19 protein-coding genes are annotated in these 18096 nt (G+C 46.1%); 17 read left to right on the forward strand and 2 right to left on the reverse strand.

Annotated features, from left to right (window positions below; genetic code table 11):
* Positions 1-128 precede the first annotated feature (128 nt).
* Complete coding sequence (locus ACI4J0_RS02465) at positions 129-566, reverse strand: sporulation initiation factor Spo0A C-terminal domain-containing protein (RefSeq protein ID WP_439764232.1); 438 nt, start codon at positions 564-566, stop codon at positions 129-131.
* A 642-nt stretch (positions 567-1208) separates the two neighbouring features.
* Here ACI4J0_RS02465 and mscL point away from each other — a divergent pair.
* The 15 genes from mscL to ACI4J0_RS02540 all read left to right on the forward strand — a co-directional run bounded on the left by mscL (position 1209) and on the right by ACI4J0_RS02540 (position 14894).
* Positions 1209-1649, forward strand: a complete 441-nt coding sequence (gene mscL, locus ACI4J0_RS02470; protein ID WP_439764233.1) for a large conductance mechanosensitive channel protein MscL — start codon at positions 1209-1211, stop codon at positions 1647-1649.
* Between the two features lie 153 nt (positions 1650-1802).
* Positions 1803-3278, forward strand: coding sequence for an IMP dehydrogenase (gene guaB, locus ACI4J0_RS02475; RefSeq protein WP_439764234.1), 1476 nt, complete (start codon positions 1803-1805; stop codon positions 3276-3278).
* Between the two features lie 15 nt (positions 3279-3293).
* The gene (locus ACI4J0_RS02480; protein WP_439764235.1) at positions 3294-3515 is read left to right on the forward strand and encodes a hypothetical protein; all 222 of its coding nucleotides are present in this window, start codon (positions 3294-3296) and stop codon (positions 3513-3515) included.
* A gap of 186 nt (positions 3516-3701) precedes the next feature.
* Entirely contained in the window at positions 3702-4370 is a 669-nt protein-coding gene (locus ACI4J0_RS02485) for a cysteine hydrolase family protein (protein ID WP_439764236.1), read from the forward strand.
* Between the two features lie 79 nt (positions 4371-4449).
* On the forward strand, positions 4450-5787 hold the full coding sequence (locus ACI4J0_RS02490; RefSeq protein WP_439764237.1) for a hypothetical protein: 1338 nt from the start codon (positions 4450-4452) through the stop codon (positions 5785-5787).
* Complete coding sequence (locus ACI4J0_RS02495) at positions 5787-7220, forward strand: nicotinate phosphoribosyltransferase (protein ID WP_439764238.1); 1434 nt, start codon at positions 5787-5789, stop codon at positions 7218-7220. Before ACI4J0_RS02490 ends, ACI4J0_RS02495 begins: the two co-directional genes overlap by 1 nt.
* 242 nt (positions 7221-7462) lie before the next feature.
* Positions 7463-7942: a type III toxin-antitoxin system CptIN family toxin gene (gene cptIN / locus ACI4J0_RS02500; protein ID WP_439764239.1), complete on the forward strand. Its 480-nt coding sequence runs from the start codon at positions 7463-7465 to the stop codon at positions 7940-7942.
* 268 nt (positions 7943-8210) lie between these two features.
* Positions 8211-9080 carry a hypothetical protein gene (locus tag ACI4J0_RS02505; RefSeq protein ID WP_439764240.1) on the forward strand — a complete coding sequence of 290 codons (870 nt, stop codon included), beginning with the start codon at positions 8211-8213 and terminating at the stop codon, positions 9078-9080.
* Positions 9081-9240: 160 nt separating this feature from the next.
* Positions 9241-10026 carry a hypothetical protein gene (locus ACI4J0_RS02510; protein ID WP_439764241.1) on the forward strand — a complete coding sequence of 262 codons (786 nt, stop codon included), beginning with the start codon at positions 9241-9243 and terminating at the stop codon, positions 10024-10026.
* Positions 10027-10123: 97 nt separating this feature from the next.
* Positions 10124-11518, forward strand: a complete 1395-nt coding sequence (locus tag ACI4J0_RS02515) for a hypothetical protein (RefSeq protein WP_439764242.1) — start codon at positions 10124-10126, stop codon at positions 11516-11518.
* 189 nt (positions 11519-11707) lie between these two features.
* Entirely contained in the window at positions 11708-12526 is an 819-nt protein-coding gene (locus tag ACI4J0_RS02520; protein ID WP_439764243.1) for a hypothetical protein, read from the forward strand.
* Positions 12527-12649: 123 nt separating this feature from the next.
* Positions 12650-12871, forward strand: coding sequence for a hypothetical protein (locus ACI4J0_RS02525; RefSeq protein WP_439764244.1), 222 nt, complete (start codon positions 12650-12652; stop codon positions 12869-12871).
* Positions 12868-13011, forward strand: a complete 144-nt coding sequence (locus ACI4J0_RS02530; RefSeq protein WP_432650449.1) for a hypothetical protein — start codon at positions 12868-12870, stop codon at positions 13009-13011. The genes ACI4J0_RS02525 and ACI4J0_RS02530 overlap by 4 nt, the downstream gene beginning before the upstream one ends.
* Positions 13012-13116: 105 nt before the next feature.
* The gene (locus ACI4J0_RS02535) at positions 13117-14385 is read left to right on the forward strand and encodes an SPFH domain-containing protein (protein WP_439764245.1); all 1269 of its coding nucleotides are present in this window, start codon (positions 13117-13119) and stop codon (positions 14383-14385) included.
* A gap of 179 nt (positions 14386-14564) precedes the next feature.
* The gene (locus ACI4J0_RS02540) at positions 14565-14894 is read left to right on the forward strand and encodes a hypothetical protein (protein WP_439764246.1); all 330 of its coding nucleotides are present in this window, start codon (positions 14565-14567) and stop codon (positions 14892-14894) included.
* A 54-nt stretch (positions 14895-14948) separates the two neighbouring features.
* Here the strand turns inward: ACI4J0_RS02540 and ACI4J0_RS02545 are convergent, their stop codons facing one another.
* On the reverse strand, positions 14949-15848 hold the full coding sequence (locus tag ACI4J0_RS02545) for a hypothetical protein (RefSeq protein ID WP_439764247.1): 900 nt from the start codon (positions 15846-15848) through the stop codon (positions 14949-14951).
* A 275-nt stretch (positions 15849-16123) separates the two neighbouring features.
* On the opposite strand from ACI4J0_RS02545, the gene ACI4J0_RS02550 reads away from it, so the two are divergent.
* Positions 16124-17515 (forward strand): S1C family serine protease, encoded by a 1392-nt coding sequence (locus ACI4J0_RS02550; protein ID WP_439764248.1) that lies wholly within the window; start codon positions 16124-16126, stop codon positions 17513-17515.
* 249 nt (positions 17516-17764) lie between these two features.
* Positions 17765-18096 (forward strand): aminotransferase class V-fold PLP-dependent enzyme (locus ACI4J0_RS02555; RefSeq protein WP_439764249.1); only part of this gene is annotated, 332 nt, incomplete at its 3' end.

An 18096-nucleotide genomic window follows, 5' to 3' on the forward strand; every position in this document is an offset into this window, starting at 1 on the left:
CCTTTGAAAAGGTGGACGAAACTTTTAGTGTTGTGTTTATTTGTGCAACTTTTTTTATTTCTCCACTTTATCGACAAGCTGAACAGGTCTTTCGCACAAATGCGAAAGACCTGTTTTTGTAATATCCATCAGCCCTGATGTCTGCACACATTAAGTCTGAGACAGTCACTGATAAGGGCGATAAGCTCGGAATTTGTGGGCTTGGAGCCGTGAAAATCTATTTTGCAGTGAAGCTTGTCCTCGATATATGCCACGTCACCGTCTCCCCTGTCCCACGCTGATGAAATGGCGTGCCTGATGGCTCTTTCCACACGGGTGGGGGTGGTGCCGTTGGTGCGCGCAACGGCAGGATAAAGCTCCTTTGTTATGCTGTCAAGTATCGTCATATCCTCCACCGCAAGCATTACGGCGTTCCTCAGATATCTGTAGCCCTTTATATTTGCGGGTATGCCGATACGCTGGATTATTTCGGTCACTACAGGCTCCATACTGTCTGTTCTTTCGGGAATATGTCCGCCCCAGGGCAATGCTCCGAAGCCCTGTTCGCCTGAATATAATGTTGACATAAATTTTATCCTCCTGCTTACAAAAAAAGATAAATTTTTTATTTAATGTTATTTTCTTTCTCTCTCTGTTATTCTCCGCTTTATCTTTTCCTCTGACAAGCATATGCTTTATGCGCTTATAATAACATTTATTTCACGATATGTCAACAGTTTTTGCATAGAACTTTTCGACATACTCAAGATTTTGTTAATATATGGATTTTCCTGAAAGAGTGTTGAAACAGGGAATATTATATTGACCAATTATGAATTTTACTTTTTTTGGAGATATATAAGGTTTGCTATATATCCCGATATTTGGGAAAATAGATATATTTATCGGGTATTGTATGAATATTAAAATATAGATATATATTTATTTAAATCTATAAAATATATTAACGAATTAACAGGAGCTTAGCAGAGAATGTGTCGTTAATCTGATATAAACGATACATAATATGTTAATATATAAACGTTTGAGAAAGTCTACATTTTACATAATGTTTACGCTACAAATTATATAGGATATATCAAATTACAAGGATACAATGGATATTACTTTCCGGTATATGACGATTTATTACACATATTTCAATAAAAAGACATAATTATATAGTATAATAAATTTATATATCAAATTTTTTAGGGAGGTAACTCAAAATGGCAGAGAAAAAAGGTCTTATTGCAGAGTTCAAGGAATTTATCGCAAAGGGAAACGTTATGAACCTGGCTGTGGGCGTTATCATCGGTGCTGCGTTCCAGAACATCGTTTCTTCGCTTACAAACAGCTTTATCAATCCCCTTATCGCGCTTGTTACGGGCGGCTGTGAAAGGGATGAGGCAGGAAATCTTATCCTTGTGGGCGGACAGTTCACCATAAACGGCGTTTCCTTTGATTACGGCTCGTTTATTTCCGCTGTTCTCAACTTCCTTATTATGGCTGTTATTCTTTTTACTATGGTAAAGGCTGTTAACAAGCTCATGGAAGTGGGCAAGAAAAAGGAAGAGGAGCCTGAGCCCGAGCCTCCCGCAGAGCCTGAGCCTACCGCAGAAGAGCTTCTCCTTACCGAGATAAGAGACATCCTCAAGGATAAAAACTGAGAAAAGTAAAAATGCACAAAAAATCCTTGTGCGGTCATTACATATTCTAACTGCAAATTTCACATTCCCACTTGAAATCGGGGTCGGTTTGTAGTAAAATATAAAAAATACCTATACGAATAAAAAAATATAAAGATTTGGAGGAGATTTATAATGCTGGATACTGAAATGTCAAGCAAGTTCGGAAAAGAGGGTCTGACCTTTGATGACGTTCTGCTCATTCCCGGAAAGTCTGATGTCACACCTAATATGATCAACCTTAAAACAAGGCTTGCAAAGGATATTTACCTTAATACTCCTATCGTAACATCCGCTATGGACACAGTTACCGAGGCTAAAATGGCTATCGCAATTGCAAGAGAAGGCGGTATCGGCATTATCCACAAGAATATGTCCATCGAACAGCAGGCTGACGAGGTGGACAAGGTAAAGCGCTCTGAAAACGGCGTTATCGTCAATCCCTTCTCTCTGACTGCCGACAAGCTGGTTTCCGAGGCGGACAAGCTTATGGGCAAGTACAAGATATCCGGCGTGCCTATCGTTGATAACAAGGGCAAGCTTGTGGGTATCCTCACAAACAGAGACCTCCGCTTCCTCAGAGATTACGACACTCCCATCAGCGAGGTAATGACTAAGGAAAATCTGATAACCGCTCCTGTGGGCACCGACCTTGAAGCGGCTCAGAACATTCTTATGAACCACAAGATAGAAAAGCTCCCCATCGTTGACGATGACGGAACATTAAAGGGTCTTATCACCATCAAGGACATCGAAAAGGCTGTTCAGTACCCCAATTCCGCAAGAGACAAGAGCGGCAGACTCCTCTGCGGCGCCGCTATCGGCATCACAGGCGATGTTCTCGACAGAGCAAAGGCTCTCCTTGACGCTCAGGTGGACGTTCTCGTTCTCGATTCCGCTCACGGTCACTCCAAGAACATTATGACCTGTCTCGACAAGATAAAGACTGCATTCCCCAATGCAGTCATCATTGCAGGAAATATTGCCACCGCAGAGGCTGCCGAGGACCTTATCAAGGCAGGCGCAGACTGCGTTAAGGTTGGTATCGGACCCGGCTCCATCTGTACAACACGTGTTGTTGCGGGTATCGGCGTTCCTCAGATCACAGCGGTTTATGACGCTGCCTGCGTTGCCGCTAAGTATGACATTCCCGTTATTGCCGACGGCGGTATCAAGTATTCCGGCGATATCGTCAAGGCTCTTGCAGCAGGCGCAAGCTGCGTAATGCTGGGCTCGCTCCTGGCAGGCTGCGACGAGGCTCCCGGCGAGACAGAGATATATCAGGGCAGAAGCTTCAAGGTTTACCGCGGCATGGGCTCTCTGGGCGCTATGGCATGCGGCTCCAAGGACAGATACTTCCAGGAGGGCGCTAAGAAGCTGGTCCCCGAGGGCGTTGAGGGTCGTGTTCCTTACAAGGGAATGGTTTCCGACACCATCTTCCAGCTGGTTGGCGGTATCCGTTCGGGTATGGGCTACTGCGGCTGTCCCACTATCGCTGACCTTCACGAAAAGGCTAAGTTTGTAAGAATTACAGGCGCAGGTCTCAAGGAGTCCCACCCCCACGACATCTATATCACTAAGGAAGCTCCCAACTATTCTGTTCACGACTAAAAGGAGACTTTTACTATGGATATCAAGGCTAAGATCGAAGAGATCGCCGCTAAGGTCAAGGCTGACCCCGATTTTCTGAAGGAATTTCAGGCAGACCCCGTTAAGGCTGTTGAGAAGATCACAGGCACAGACCTGCCCGATGATGTGATAAACCCCATCATTGACGGCGTTAAGGCTAAAATTACGGCGGATAACGTCAAGGGTGTGCTTGGCGGACTTTTCGGTGCAAAGAAATAGTATTATGCGGAGCGGAGAGGTTTCTTCGCTCCGTTTTTGCAAATTTGGATAATTCCTCATAGTAATCTTATTATGTAATATACATATAGTATAATACTGTTTGTATTATAAAATTATATATTACATTTTGTAGTATTGTAATAATTTTATGATTATATACAAATTGTATAGAAAGGGAGTATCATTATGAAATTTACAGAGAAGCCTATGGAACGTATTGCCGCTGAGGCAGAGGGTATGATGAAGGAGATTGAGACGCTGGAGCCTATGAGTCTTTCGGCGGTTGACAGCGGCAGGACAATGGCTGTTTTTGTTGATATCATCAACGGATTTATAAACGAGGGGGCGATGGCTTCGGAAAGGGTGGGAGATATTATTTCTCCCAATGCAAAGCTTCTGAAAATGTGTAATGATAAGGGTATCCTCACCGCCGCATTTGCCGACTGCCACGAGGAAGATGCTGCCGAATTTGCTTCATTTCCTCCTCACTGCGTAAAGGACACCCGTGAGTCGGAGATAGTGGACGAATTAAAGGAGATGGGCGGCTATATCCTCATTCCCAAAAACTCCACAAACGGCTTCAATGAACAGAAATTCAGGGACCTCATCGAATGCCGCTCCGAGATAGATACGTTTATCGTTACGGGCGACTGCACAGATATCTGCGTTTTGCAATTTTGTCTGGCGCTGAAAACCTATTTCACGGCGCAGGACAAGCTTGTTAAGATAATCGTTCCCATCTCCTGCGTGGAGACCTATGACGCTCCTTTTCACAGCAGTGATTTTGCCAATCTTGCGGCTTACAAGCTTTTGAAGGACAGCGGCATTACCTTTGTGAGCGGTATCATGGAATAATATTTTGCAAATTATGTGACATATTCTGCCCCCGCCGGTTGTTTACTATATATAAAGACATAAAATGGAGGTAGTACCCATGAAAAAAGCTGTATCAATAATTCTTGCCTGCGCTGTGATATCAATGTCCGCTCCTGCCGCGCTTGCAAAGGAATATCCCGTTTATGACAGTCTTACATTTACATCGAAGGCTGTTGAGGTAAATGCAGAAAAGGACGGACTTTACCGCTCGGGCGACCGCATGGTGAAGGTCAAGGACGGCATAGTTTCCCCCTACACGGGCTTTGCAAAGACAAAGAAGGGAACATATTGCTACAGGGGCGGTATCAAGTGGAAAGGCTGGTATAAAAAGGGCGGCAAATGGTATTACTTTGACCCCGAGAATGACGGTTTGAAGGCTGTCAAAACTGCCAAAACTCCTTTGGGTACCTATTATCTTGACGAAAACGGCGCATGGAACGGAAAGCTGTCAAAATCGGCAAAACGTCCCACAGATTTCGGCTATTCATTTCATTTCGGCGGCGGTGAATCTATCGAATATTACTTCTCCACAAAGGACGGAAAGCTTTGCAGAGATGCTTATATTGACGGCGTTGACACCGAAAAGGATATAAAAATATCCTCACAGGATATGCAGATAATATATGATACTTTCAAGGCAAGCGGTGCGGAAGGCTTTGACGCAAGTGCGGTAATTGAAGCGGTGGGCATTGAGTTTGACCCTCCCACAGATATACCATACTATTCGTTGGAATGGTATTCGGGTGACAAGTATGCAGGCGGCGTTTCCGGCGATTCCTATATATTCAGCTATGATTATTATTCACGGAGCGAGGAGGTCAGAAGGCTTGCGGAGCTGGTGCGGTTTTCACGTATGTATTTGGAGAGCCGAGCCGAATACAAGGAAATTATCGCAGAGGAAAATGCGTATGCCGAGGCTCATAAATATGACGGAGTGCCTTATGATGAGCTTACCGAGGTAAAAACGTCAGCCGGGGATATTTATAAATTCAGAGGACATTCATCTCCAAGCGGCGGACGGGCTATGCTTATCACTTCAAAAGCCGAACTGAACGAGCTTATTTCACAGCTGAAAAAGGAGGGCATCGGCGAAAATTCAAAGCTTATCAAAAGGCTTTCGGCTTATTCGGACGAATATTTCAAGGACAATGCGGTGGTTTTCGGGGATTGCAATGCAGGCTCAGGCTCTGTCAAGCCCCTTGACCCGAAAATTTATGAGGGATATTCAAGAATTTATCTTGATATGACTTTAGAATATCCCGAATGTTATACAGATGATGAATGTTATATTGCTGCTGTGGCGGAGGCTTCAAAAAAACAGCTTGGCTGTGAAAAGGAAAAGCCTACCGTTGTATGGCGGCGGACGCGAAGAAATTTTGAAGGGAATGAGTTCTGATGAACGAAAGAAATCTAACGCTCCTTACCGATTTTTACGAGCTGACCATGGGTAACGGCTACCTTGAAAACGGCATAGGAGACAATATCTGCTGCTTTGACCTTTATTTCAGGAAGGTCCCCGACAACGGCGGCTTTGCAGTGATGTGCGGTCTTGAGCAGGCGATCGACTATATCAAAAATCTCCGCTTTTCCGAGGAGGATATCGAATTTTTAAGGGAAAAGAAAATTTTTTCCGAAAGGTTCCTCGAGTATCTGAAAAATTTTAAATTCACCTGCGATATATGGGCTGTTCCCGAGGGAACGCCTGTGTTCCCCAATGAGCCGCTTATTATCGTGAAGGGTCCCGCAATACAGGCTCAGCTTGTGGAGACTATGCTGCTTTTGTGCATAAATCATCAGAGCCTTATCGCCACAAAGGCGGCAAGGATAGTTAAGGCGGCGGACGGCAGACCTGTTATGGAATTCGGTTCAAGGCGCGCTCAGGGCTTTGACGGTGCGGTCTATGGCGCAAGGGCTGCTTATATCGGCGGCTGCTGCGGAACTGCCTGCACAATTTCAGACAAGGAGATGGGCACTCCCGCTCTGGGAACTATGGCGCACAGCTGGGTGCAGATGTTTGACTCGGAGCTTGAGGCTTTCAGGGCATATGCCCAGTGCTATCCCGATTCCTGCACGCTCCTTGTGGATACCTACAATGTGCTCAGATCGGGCATTCCCAATGCAATAACGGTGTTCAAGGAGCTTAAAGCGGCAGGTCACAAGCCTGCGGGGATCCGCATTGACAGCGGAGATATCACATATCTTACGAAAAAAGCAAGGAAAATGCTGGACGAGGCAGGCTTCCCCGAGGCTAAGATATGCATTTCCAACTCTCTGGACGAATACATCATTCAGGATATTCTGAGGCAGGGTGCGAAAATTGACAGCTTCGGCGTGGGAGAACGGCTCATCACTTCACGGAGCGAGCCTGTTTTCGGCGGCGTTTACAAGCTCACTGCCGCAGAGAAGGACGGAGAGCTTATCCCGAAGATAAAGCTTTCCGAGAATGTGACCAAGATAACCACTCCCGATTTCAAGGAGCTGTGGAGATTTTATGACAATGCCACCGGCAAGGCTATGGCAGATCTTATCACCTGCTTTGGCGAGGAGATCGATGACAGCAAGCCTGTCACCATTTTCGACCCCGACCACCCCTACAAGAAAAAGACCCTTACCGATTTTACCGCAAAAAAGCTTCACGTGAAAATTTTCGACAAGGGCAATTGCGTTTACACATCCCCCACCGCCACCGAGATCAGAAGCTTCTGCGCCGCTCAGCTTGACACCCTCTGGGACGAGGTCAAGCGCTTTGAAAATCCCCACGAGTATTATGTTGACCTGTCAAAGAAGCTTTGGGACAAGAAGAACGAGCTTTTGAATGAGATGGGGTAAAAAATTTTATTTTGCTATTGACTTTGATTTTATTTATGAGTATAATATAAGTAAGGAATGTATTCTGAATTGAATTGCAGTTTCTTCCAAATGTTTGTCGTTACCGGATATACGACTAATAAAAAGTCCGGCTCAAATGTTTGTCGTTACCGAATATACGACTAATAAAAAGTTCGGCTCAAATGTTTTAGCCCTGCTCTTTGTGAGTAGGGCTATTTATATATTTTAAAAGGAAGAATAAAATGGAAGCAGGTCATTTTTATTTTTTAAAAGATGAGTATTTTGATGATTTTCCGGATAACGGATTGATGTCAAATCACGAGACGGTTGACGGTAAATCACATAACAGACCTTGTATTATCTGCATATTTGATGAACACACAAATACATATTGGGCAGTCCCTATCTCTTCAAAGGTCAGCAAGTATAAAAGTATATATAAATCAAAGACTGATAAATACGGCGTTTGCGATACTATAGCATTCGGAAAGGTTTTAGGCAGGGAAAAAGCTTTCTTAATTCAGAATATGTGCCCCATAACCGAGAAGTATGTAAAAAACGAGTATGTATACGATGGCAACCCGGTGATGATAGATAAAATATCCGAAGAAGAAATTATAAAAAAAACTAAAAAGGTCTTATCTCTTCTGACTCATAAAAACATCAATCTGATTTTTCCGGATGTATTGAAGATACTGAAAAAAATAACTGAAAATAAATAAAAAGAGCGGCTGAAAATTTAGCTGCTCTTTTTTGTATAATTTTACAATAATATACTATTTGTAATTTAGTTTATACATTCCGTAAAATTACAAATCAGTTACACATAAAGTTGAATTAGTTACAATGTAGTAACAACATACAAATCAAAGGTTACAAAATCGTTACAATGCCTATTGAAATTGATATTATTTTGTAATATAATAGAATAAATAAAAGTCTTATGGCGATAAAACGTATATTAAAGAAATAAAAAAGGAGACGATGAGAATGAAAAAAATAAAACTTCTTACCGCAGGCGTTATGGCATTATCGGCTGTTACGGCAGTGAGTGCAGCGGCATATGCGGCTGACGTGGTGGACTTCGAGGACGGCAAATACTCCTTCGTAAGCATGAAGACCGATGACGGCGGAGACCCTTCCACTCTTTCCGTAGTGGATTTCGGCGGCTCCAAGCAGCTCAAGGTGGACGTTACCGACTGCGCAAATGTGCCCAAGGTATATTTTGATCTTAACTCAATGCTGGACCCCGATAATTTTGATAAGGTGAAAACTATTGAAATGGACGTTACCTTCGAGTCCAAGGACGGCGTTACTGCTCCCGGCTGGGCAGGGGGCGCTATCGGCACTCAGGGCGGCGAGGCAAAAACTCCCGCATGGGCTCAGACTGCCTGGGAATGCGGCGAGTATGACAAGGCTGTTTCCGACCCTGTTACCATTCAGAGAAAATTCCTGCTTTATTCCGAAAGACTGGTAAACGGCACCGAGGGCACTCATATGATACTTATGAGATGGGGCGCAGAGGTCGATTACAATATGTATGTGGACAACATAAAATTCCTGGACGCCGACGGCAAGGCTATCCCCCTCGAGCTGAAGGAATCCGCTGCTCCCGTTCAGACAGAGGCTGCTCCCGAAGAGACCGCTGCCGAGCCCGAGCCCGAGGATATCCCCGAGGAGACCGAGGCTCCTGCGGAGACTGAAGCTCCCGAAACTGAGGCTGCTCCCGAAGAGACCGAACCCGAGAGCGATAATGAGACCACTTCTTCCACCACAGGCAACTTTTCCGCATTTGCTGCTGCCAGCGCAGTTGTGCTTTCCGGCTATGCAGTGGCAATGACAAGAAGAAAGAAAAAGTAAATTTGTACAGGTTTGTAAAATATCTACAAAGTCTGTCCGTTATAATTGTATAAAAAACAAATTGCAACTTTTGCAAGTAAATGCTATAATATACCTATAATTTGCGTAACTATATTCAAGAGACAATATAAACGCGATTAAATATGGAGGAGATATAATTATGAAAAAACATCTTTCAAGCCTTGCTGCAGTTGCAGCAGCCGCAGCTCTCTGTGTATCGGTTTCCGCTACAGCATCCGCAGCTGACTGGTCCCAGACCGGTTATGCAGATGACGATCCCGCTACAGTAAACATCATTTCCACTTCTGCTGACGGCGTTATTTTCACACAGACAACCGACGGTGTAGCAGCAAAGGCTCGCATCACTCTCGATCAGATCCTTGCTGATCCCGCTGACGTTTCCAAGGTTTATTCCGGTTCCTGGACCATCGTATATCACGGTCTCGCAGGCTCTGATATCCAGGGCGTAGGCGGCGGCTGCTATGCAGCTACCTGCAACTCCACTACATACTGGATCAGCCCCGAGTTCAACGAGGACGGCACTGTTACATGGGAAGACGAGGTAGTTGTTGAGGACGGCTTCAAGTGGCTCCTTCCTTCTCAGGTTCCCGAGGATCCTTCCCAGGCTGAATTTGTATTTATGGACTGGGCAAACGCTAACCTCGTTTCCAACAACGTAACCATCGAGCTCAAGGATTTCAAGATCTTCGATAAGGAAGGCAACGAGATCGCTCAGAAGGAATACGGCGCATCCGGCGCAGCTGCTGAAGAGGCTCCTGCAGAGGAAGCTCCCGCAGCTGAAGAGGCTCCCGCTGAGACAGAGGCAGCTCCTGCTGCAGATACAGCAGCTACTCCCGTTGCTGCAACAGGCAACACAGCAGCAGCTTCCATCGCAGCTGTTATGGCAGTTGCAGGCGCAGCAGCTCTCATTTCCAAGAGAAAGTAATCTCGGCACAAAGTGAATATTTATGCAGAGAACACTCCTGTGAGGGCTCTCTGCATAATTCTGTTTTATTACAGAAAATGAAAGGATGGTTTTAATAATGAAGATCAAAAAGACTTTAGCAGCAGTTGCTGCAGCAGCAATGGCTGCAACTACTGTTTCCGCATTTTCCTTCGGTGCTTCTGCTATTGCAAGCGGCACAGTTATCGACTTTGAAGACGGTGACTATTCCTTCGCATACATGAATGTTGACGCCGGCGCAGACGATTCCGTTCTTTCCGTTGAGGATTATGACGGCTCCAAGCAGCTCAAGGTTGATGTTCAGGACTGCACAGCTGTTCCCAAGGTTTGGTTCGACCTTGATAAGATCACTGACAGATCCAATACTGTTCAGATCAAGACCATTGAAATGGATCTTACACTCGTTCCCAAGAATGCTGAGGAAGCTATCGGCTGGGCAGGCGGTGCTATCGGTACTGCAGGCGCATACGGCGATCAGGTTGATCCCGGCTGGTCCGACGGTCAGTGGTCCTGCGAGGATAACAACGCTTATACCGCAGGCGCAGCTGCTAAGCAGCACATCACAAGAAAGATCCTTATGACCTCTCAGATGTTCACCGAGACAGGCGCAAGCCCCTTCTTCGGTCTTATGAGATGGGCTTCCGAGACAAGCTATGTAATGTACATCGATAATATCGTTCTCAAGGACAAGAGCGGCAATCCTCTTCCTGTTGGCTTTGCAGCTGTTGAGGAGACAGAGGCTGAGGCTGAGACTGAGGCTCCTGCAGAGGAGACAGAGGCAACCGCAGAGGAAACCGCAGCTCCTGCAGAGGAGACTGAGGCTCCCGCTGAGGAAACTGAGGCAGCTCCCGCTGAGGACGCAGATGTTGATTACTCCGCTCTCACAGGCGACGTTATCTCCGACACAGAAGCAACTTCCGGCGGCGCTTGGGGACAGGCTATCACCCTCACAACTATTAAGAATGAAAACGGCGTATTCGATCCCGCTATCCTTACTCCCGACAAGGCTGTAGTAGTTTACTACGAGGCTGATACAGCTCCCGAGGTCGTTCTCCAGTCCTGGAGCGGCGGCGAAGGCTGGGCAAAGGTTCCCGCTAACGAGGAATTCTCCACAGACGGCGTTGCAGTATTCACATACGATTATATGACTGCTATGTACCAGAGCGAGGACTTCGTTTCCACTCTTGATGCATTCATCGTAGGCGACACAGGCTCCGAGCTCACAGTTTCCAAGGTTCTTCTCGTTGACGCAGCTTCCCTCACAGCAGGCGCTGAGTCTGATGAAGAGGTTATCGAGGACGAGGCTCCCGCTGAGGAAGAGGTTGTAGAAGAAGCTCCCGCTGAGGTTGTAACCGAGGCTCCCGCAGCTGATACAACAACTCCCGTTGCTTCCACCGGCAACACAGCAGCAGCTTCCATCGCAGCTGTTATGGCTCTTGCAGGCGCAGCAGCTCTCATCTCCAAGAGAAAGTAATTTCCCCGAAAGATAATTTAAAAGCCGTTTTCTTCGTGAAAACGGCTTTTTTGTTTATATGTGTTAATAATGCGAAATTATCATTTGAATTATTTGTGTAATATTTACATTGAAATACGCACCTAATAATGATATAATTAGACTACAAATAAATTTTGGCGAATAAATATGCCAAGGAGGAGAATTAAAATGAAATTAAAGAAAATGTTAGCAGGCTTTGTAGCTGCTGCAATGACAGTTGCAACAATGGCTGTAAGCGCATTCGCAACAAATGTGGCAATGGATGCAGAGTATCCCGGAGCTTGGGGCTGCAGCGCAGCTATTCCCAAGTCTGACCTTGAGGCATTCGGCGGCGACGTTAAGGTTACTCTTAATGTAACTCCTAAGGTTCTCGTTAAGGATCAGGCTGTTCTCAAGCCTATCACAGTCGGCGACAGCTGGATCGCTGTTGAGACAGGTCTCACAAGTAATACAGAGGTTCGTAAGCCCGATGGCTTTATCGTTATCAAGAAGAGCGCAACTACTGTTTCCTTCGTAATCGACGCTAACGCTATTGCTTCTCTTACCGATAATGGTCTCCAGTTCCAGGTTTACAACGTAACAATCAACTCCGCTGACCTCGAGGCAGGTTCTCCCGAGGCTGACTTCAGACCTATCGATGACAAGTTCGCTAAGGACTACACAAATGAGGATAAGACCTACGAAGAGCTCTATCCCGATTCCGTAGCTGCTGAGGAAACTGAGGCTCCCGCTGAGGAAGCTGCAGAGGAGACCGAGGCTGAAGAGGCTGAGGAAGTAGAAGAGGTTGCTGACGAGGCTGAGGCTGAAGAGGTTGAAGAGGTTGCTGAAGAGGTAGAAGAGACCGAGGCTGCTCCTGCTGAGACTGAGGCTGCTCCCGCTGCTGATACAACAACAGCTCCCGCTGCTACAGGCAACACTGCTGCTGCAACAATCGCAGTTGTAATGGTTGCTGCAGGTGCTGCTGCTCTCGTTTCCAAGAGAAAGTAATCAGTACATAAAGCATTTTCAGAGACGTTGTGCAATGCACAGCGTCTCTTTTTTTGTCATAAAGGTAGATTTTTTTGTAAATGTGTGTTATAATTAAGAAAAGTCACGGAGAGGAATGAAAAAATGGATAACAGACTTGATGCCTTTGAGAAAATGCTTTCGGCGGTGATCCAAAAATACGGCGAGACCTCCGAAAAGCTTGACGCTCTGAAAGCGCAGGGCAAAAACAAGACTGCCGCCTTCCGTGAGCTTCTGGGAGACAAGCTGACCTGCCGCTATATCCTTTCGCTTTATGAGCAGTATGGTCTTATTGAAAAAAATTCGTTTAAGGAGAGGTCGGAATGAACTATATTTATCCCCTGATGTCACAGATACCCGCCACAGGAAATGTGGAGCAAAAAACCTATATCATCGTCCTTGTTATTGCGGCTGTGCTCATTCTGGGTGCGGTCATTGCAGGAATATTCACCAAGAAGAAAAAATGATAAAATATTATTGCATTTTATCAAAATATATGATACAATATTATTAACAATTCTGCGGCAAAGGGCGATCATGCATTAACGCAGAGAAAAACGGAGGTATTTATTATGGGACTTATCACAGCAGCAGTATCATCAATTTCAGGCTCTCTGGCAGACTCGTGGAAGGAAGTTATCGAGCCTGAGGATATGACCGACAGCACCCTGCTTGTAAAGGGTGTGCCTATCAAAAAAGGCTCCAACAAGCGCGGAACGGAAAATATTGTTTCCAACGGCTCAATAATCCACGTTTTCCCCAATACCCTTATGCTCCTTATTGACGGCGGCAAGATCGTTGACTACAGCGCGCAGGAGGGCTATTACGAGGTCAATAACTCCTCCTCCCCCTCCCTCTTCAACGGCGAGCTGAGCGAGACCCTCAAGGACACCTGGGAGCGCTTCAAATTCGGCGGCGCACCCTCTCAGAGACAGTACGTTTACTACATAAACACCGCAGAGATAAAGGGCATTAAGTTCGGCACACGCCAGCCCGTAAACTATTTCGACAATTTCTATAACGCAGAGCTGTTCCTCAGAGCACACGGCTCTTATTCAATAAAGATAACCGACCCCATCAAGTTCTTTACCGAGTTTGCTCCCAAGGGCACAGACAGGATAGAGATAAAGGACCTTTCCGAGCAGCTTTTCAACGAGTTTATGGACGCTCTCCAGTCCGCTATCAACCAGATGTCCGTTGACGGCGTGAGAATTTCCGCTATCACATCAAAATCAAGAGAGCTTTCCAAGTATATGTCCAAAACCCTCGATGAGGACTGGACAGAGCTGAGAGGAATTGAAGTCTGCTCCGTGGGAATTGCAAGCATTTCCTACGATGACGAGTCAAAGGCTCTTATCAATATGAGAAACAAGGGCGCAATGATGTCCGACCCCACTATCAGAGAGGGCTTTGTTCAGTCTTCCGTGGCACAGGGACTCCAGAGCGCAGGCTCCAACACATCGGGCGCAGGCAATGCGTTTATGGCAATGAATATGGGTATGGGCGGAGCAGGCGGATTTATGAATGCTGCTTCCCAGGCAAATGCCGCTCAGATGCAGATGCAGGCACAGCAGGCGGCTGCACAGCAGCAGGCACAACAGGCTGCTGCAAACACCTGGAAATGCTCCTGCGGCGCTGAGAATACAGGAAATTTCTGTAATAACTGCGGCTCCAAAAAGCCCGCACCCGCAGGCGAATGGACCTGCTCCTGCGGCACAAAGAACACAGGCAAATTCTGCGGAAACTGCGGTGCAAAAAATCCCAACGAGGAATGGACCTGCTCCTGCGGTGCTGTGAACAAGGGCAATTTCTGCAATAACTGCGGAGCTAAGAGAAGTTAAAATATCATAAAAAAGGAGCGGTCATTATGCAGGGAAGCTTTACTTACCAAAACAAGCCTCTGATGTATCTGACCGCTCTTTTGTTTATTACAGTAGCTGTTGTATGGATTTGCAATACACATAATATTGAAATTTTAATCGAGTCGTTTTTATTATACTTATCTTTAGAATTATATTTTATGAATTTGAGAGGGAATTTCAAAGCCACAAGCACAGAGGTCGTGTTCAAATTTGCATTTTCCTCCCGCAATATCCCATTTTCCGAAATAGAATACGCCGCCTGCGAGGTAAAGCAGAATGTGCTTAGGCGCGGAATTCCGGTAAGCTATTGCACAGAGCTTATTATAAAAAACAAATCCGAGACCTTTACCGTTAATGACGTTCTGGAGGTCAGCTCGAACGATGTTCTCAATAACAGAAAGGCTTATGAGGAAAAGCTTTCAGCCCATCAGTTCACAAGGCTTGCGGAATATATCAATTCACACATACATATAAATAAAAGGGTCTGATGCAGTGCTGCAGCAGACCCTTTGTTATTCCAAATTAAAACAAATCGGCGGTCATTACTCTTCGGAAGCTTCCTCCATTGCGCTGAAGAGCCCAGCCATCATTTTCACGGCCATGTCCTCCATGCTGATCTCGGTGTAGTCCTCGGGTATCTCAAAGCAGGATTCATCGGGTTCATCAAGCAGGTCTATAGTAAACTCCATGATCTCGCCGTCTGTACCAAGCTTTTTAAGCTTGCCGTCGGGCGAATAGTAAAATACCAACTCCGAGCCGTCTGCATTGAATTTCTCGAAAATATAATCTGTTCCCTCAATATTTTCAATACCATCCTCGGTAAAGCTGCTGTAATCTGCGGTGGTGTCTATGACGGATTCAACCTCGCTGTCAGCGTCATAGGTGGTCTCGGAATCAAAGCTGTAGCTTTTGGAAGCCTTGTCGATAAGATAGCCCTTTTCACCGTCAATTATCATTGTCATCGACATAATGCCGGGGACCTGTGTGTCCATATACACCTTATTATTGTACACCGACATTTCAATTGTAGTAACGATCTCCCCCTCTTCGCTGGCAGAACACTTGAATACAACATTGCCCTTGTCCCAAGTGCTTGCGGACTTCATAAGTGCATCTGTCCATGATGCGCCGTTTTTTTCGCTGTATGCTTCCTCTGCCGAAATGCTGTCCGCAGCTGCGGGGGGAGCTTCGGTCATGCTCTCTGTAACAGCTTCCGTTTCGGTTTCCGTTTCTGTTTCTGTTTCAGCTTTTGTTTCAGCTTTTGTTTCAGCTTCTGTAACCGTTTCTGCTTCCGTTTCCGAAGATCCGGCTGTTGTCGTCTCGCTTACAGAATAGGATTCTGCTGCGTCTGTGGTTTCTGCTGCTTCATCCGAGGACGAGCAGCCGCCGAATATGAGCATTGAAATTGCTGCGGTAAGTGCGATTATTTTCTTGTAATTCATAAGTACCCTCCATAATATAGTGGTTTGTTCATCTTTGTTTCAGCAACTTCTTAAATTTTATCATAATCTTTTTATATTGTCAAGGCATAAATACGGTGCTTGATAATATGCTGCAGCAGACTTTTTATATTTCCATCTGTATTTTAAAACTTTTTCGTTCATATATCACATATTTTACACATTAGGGCGTTATTATATAATCACAGAAAGAAAAAAGAGCAAAAAGGCTCGGATAAAAGAACAAAAGCTCACATATTGCCGAAAGGATGATCTATATGTACGAAAATAATTACAATTATATCGATGTTCCCGGTGAGGACAAAGAGAAGAAAAAGGATAACAAGGTCGGCAAGACCATTGCAATGCTCCTTGCAGTTGCAGTAGTAGGCGGCGCATCCGGCTTCGGCGGCGCATATCTCCAGAACAGCATTGCCGTGAAGGACCAACCTGCCGCACCCGTTTCCGCCGAAAACACACAGGCTCCTGCCGTTACCGAAAGCTCTTCAAAGAACGAGAATACAGGAAATGTAGTCAACACTCTCCTTAACACAGGCTCCTCCGACGGAACTCTCACCACAAAGCAGATCGTTGAAAAGGTCTCCCCCTCTGTTGTAGGCGTTCATTCCTCCTTCAAGACCCAGTCGGGAACCAGCACGGGAACAGGCACGGGCATTATCCTCAGCGATGACGGATATATCATCACCAACGCTCATGTTGTCCAGACCGAGGTAAACGAGTATGTTTCCAACAACAACCGCGGCTATAACAATAACCCCTTCGGCGGCAGCGGCGATATATTTGACTACTTCTTCGGAAACGGCGGCTTCGGCGGCAGCTATCAGACAAAGCTCAAGCAGGCTGACTCCGTTACAATCGTCCTCTCCACCGATGACGAGACCGAGTATGAAGCCGAGATAGTGGGCGCTGACGAAAACAGCGACCTTGCAGTGCTTAAAATAAATGCCGAGGGTCTTGACCTTATCCCCGCGGAATTCGGCGACTCCAACCAGCTCACAATGGGCGACAAGGCTGTAGCTATCGGCTACCCCTTAGGACTTGGACTTTCCACCTCCGAGGGTATCGTTTCGGGACTTAACCGTACCCTTAACGTGGAGCTTTCCTCCGGCGGCTCCGCTTCCATGACCCTTATCCAGACCGACGCAGCCATCAACCCCGGCAACTCCGGCGGTCCCCTTATCAACGGCAAGGGACAGGTAATAGGCATAACCTCCTCAAAGCTTGTCAATAATTCAGTTGAGGGACTTGGCTTCGCTATCCCCATTTCCGACGCAATGCCCCTTATCAGCGACCTTATGAACAAGGGCTATGTTACCAACACCACTCCCCAGATCGGTATCACAGGCTTCGATATCAACAGCGCGATCATGAGATATTACAATCTCCCTGTTGACACAGGCGTAATGGTAGTATCTGTCAGCGAGGGCAGCGGCGCAGAGGCAGCAGGCATAAGCGCAGGCGATGTTATCGTAGCCGCAGACGGCAAGGATATCTCTTCGATGGACGAACTCACCGCCGCTAAGAAGGGCAAGAAAATAGGCGATACAATGGTGCTCACCCTTGCAAGAGCCGACGGCAACATTGACGTTACCCTCACCCTCACAGGCGAGGAGGATATCAAGCCCGAGGCAGAGGTAAAGCCTAACTGATCAAACCATTTCCAATTTCCCCCTCCAATTCTTTATTATACACAGCAGAGAAGCCGCTCGTTTTGGGTGGCTTTTCTGCTGTTTTTGTCAGAATGCATTCTCCTCCCGTTTTGCCGCATTAAATTACAAAATTATCCTTGACTTTTACTTCCTGTAGTGATATAATAAGGATTAGTATCGGTTACTATAATTTGTGCTTCTCTGATTATGAGAGAAACACCGCTTTTTGATAGAAAGGAAGATTTTACTATGTCAAGAGTTTACAATTTCTCGGCAGGTCCTGCAATGCTGCCCGAAAAGGTTCTCGAAACCGCAGCTGCGGAGATGCTCGATTATAAGGGCACAGGCGAGTCCGTAATGGAGATGTCCCACCGTTCCAAGGAGTATCAGGCAATTATCGACGAGACAGAGGCTCTCCTCAGAGAGATAATGTCCATTCCCGATAATTACAAGGTGCTTTTCCTCCAGGGCGGCGCTTCCACACAGTTTGCTATGATTCCCCTGAACCTTATGACAGGCAGCGGCAAGGCTGACTTCGTTATCACAGGTCAGTGGGCTAACAAGGCATATCAGGAGGCTTC

Source organism: Huintestinicola sp. (assembly GCF_051882455.1).
Classification (GTDB): Bacteria; Bacillota; Clostridia; order Oscillospirales; family Ruminococcaceae; genus Huintestinicola.

Coding starts and splice junctions, on each gene's coding strand:
- mscL (WP_439764233.1), top strand. CDS start 1,209: ATGGCAGAGAAAAAAGGTCTTATTGCAGAGTTCAAGGAATTTATCGCA.
- ACI4J0_RS02495 (WP_439764238.1), top strand. CDS start 5,787: ATGAACGAAAGAAATCTAACGCTCCTTACCGATTTTTACGAGCTGACC.
- guaB (WP_439764234.1), top strand. CDS start 1,803: ATGCTGGATACTGAAATGTCAAGCAAGTTCGGAAAAGAGGGTCTGACC.
- ACI4J0_RS02485 (WP_439764236.1), top strand. CDS start 3,702: ATGAAATTTACAGAGAAGCCTATGGAACGTATTGCCGCTGAGGCAGAG.
- ACI4J0_RS02515 (WP_439764242.1), top strand. CDS start 10,124: ATGAAGATCAAAAAGACTTTAGCAGCAGTTGCTGCAGCAGCAATGGCT.
- ACI4J0_RS02480 (WP_439764235.1), top strand. CDS start 3,294: ATGGATATCAAGGCTAAGATCGAAGAGATCGCCGCTAAGGTCAAGGCT.
- ACI4J0_RS02505 (WP_439764240.1), top strand. CDS start 8,211: ATGAAAAAAATAAAACTTCTTACCGCAGGCGTTATGGCATTATCGGCT.
- ACI4J0_RS02520 (WP_439764243.1), top strand. CDS start 11,708: ATGAAATTAAAGAAAATGTTAGCAGGCTTTGTAGCTGCTGCAATGACA.
- ACI4J0_RS02525 (WP_439764244.1), top strand. CDS start 12,650: ATGGATAACAGACTTGATGCCTTTGAGAAAATGCTTTCGGCGGTGATC.
- ACI4J0_RS02465 (WP_439764232.1), bottom strand. CDS start 566: ATGTCAACATTATATTCAGGCGAACAGGGCTTCGGAGCATTGCCCTGG.
- ACI4J0_RS02510 (WP_439764241.1), top strand. CDS start 9,241: ATGAAAAAACATCTTTCAAGCCTTGCTGCAGTTGCAGCAGCCGCAGCT.
- ACI4J0_RS02490 (WP_439764237.1), top strand. CDS start 4,450: ATGAAAAAAGCTGTATCAATAATTCTTGCCTGCGCTGTGATATCAATG.
- ACI4J0_RS02535 (WP_439764245.1), top strand. CDS start 13,117: ATGGGACTTATCACAGCAGCAGTATCATCAATTTCAGGCTCTCTGGCA.
- ACI4J0_RS02540 (WP_439764246.1), top strand. CDS start 14,565: ATGAATTTGAGAGGGAATTTCAAAGCCACAAGCACAGAGGTCGTGTTC.
- ACI4J0_RS02550 (WP_439764248.1), top strand. CDS start 16,124: ATGTACGAAAATAATTACAATTATATCGATGTTCCCGGTGAGGACAAA.
- ACI4J0_RS02530 (WP_432650449.1), top strand. CDS start 12,868: ATGAACTATATTTATCCCCTGATGTCACAGATACCCGCCACAGGAAAT.
- ACI4J0_RS02545 (WP_439764247.1), bottom strand. CDS start 15,848: ATGAATTACAAGAAAATAATCGCACTTACCGCAGCAATTTCAATGCTC.
- cptIN (WP_439764239.1), top strand. CDS start 7,463: ATGGAAGCAGGTCATTTTTATTTTTTAAAAGATGAGTATTTTGATGAT.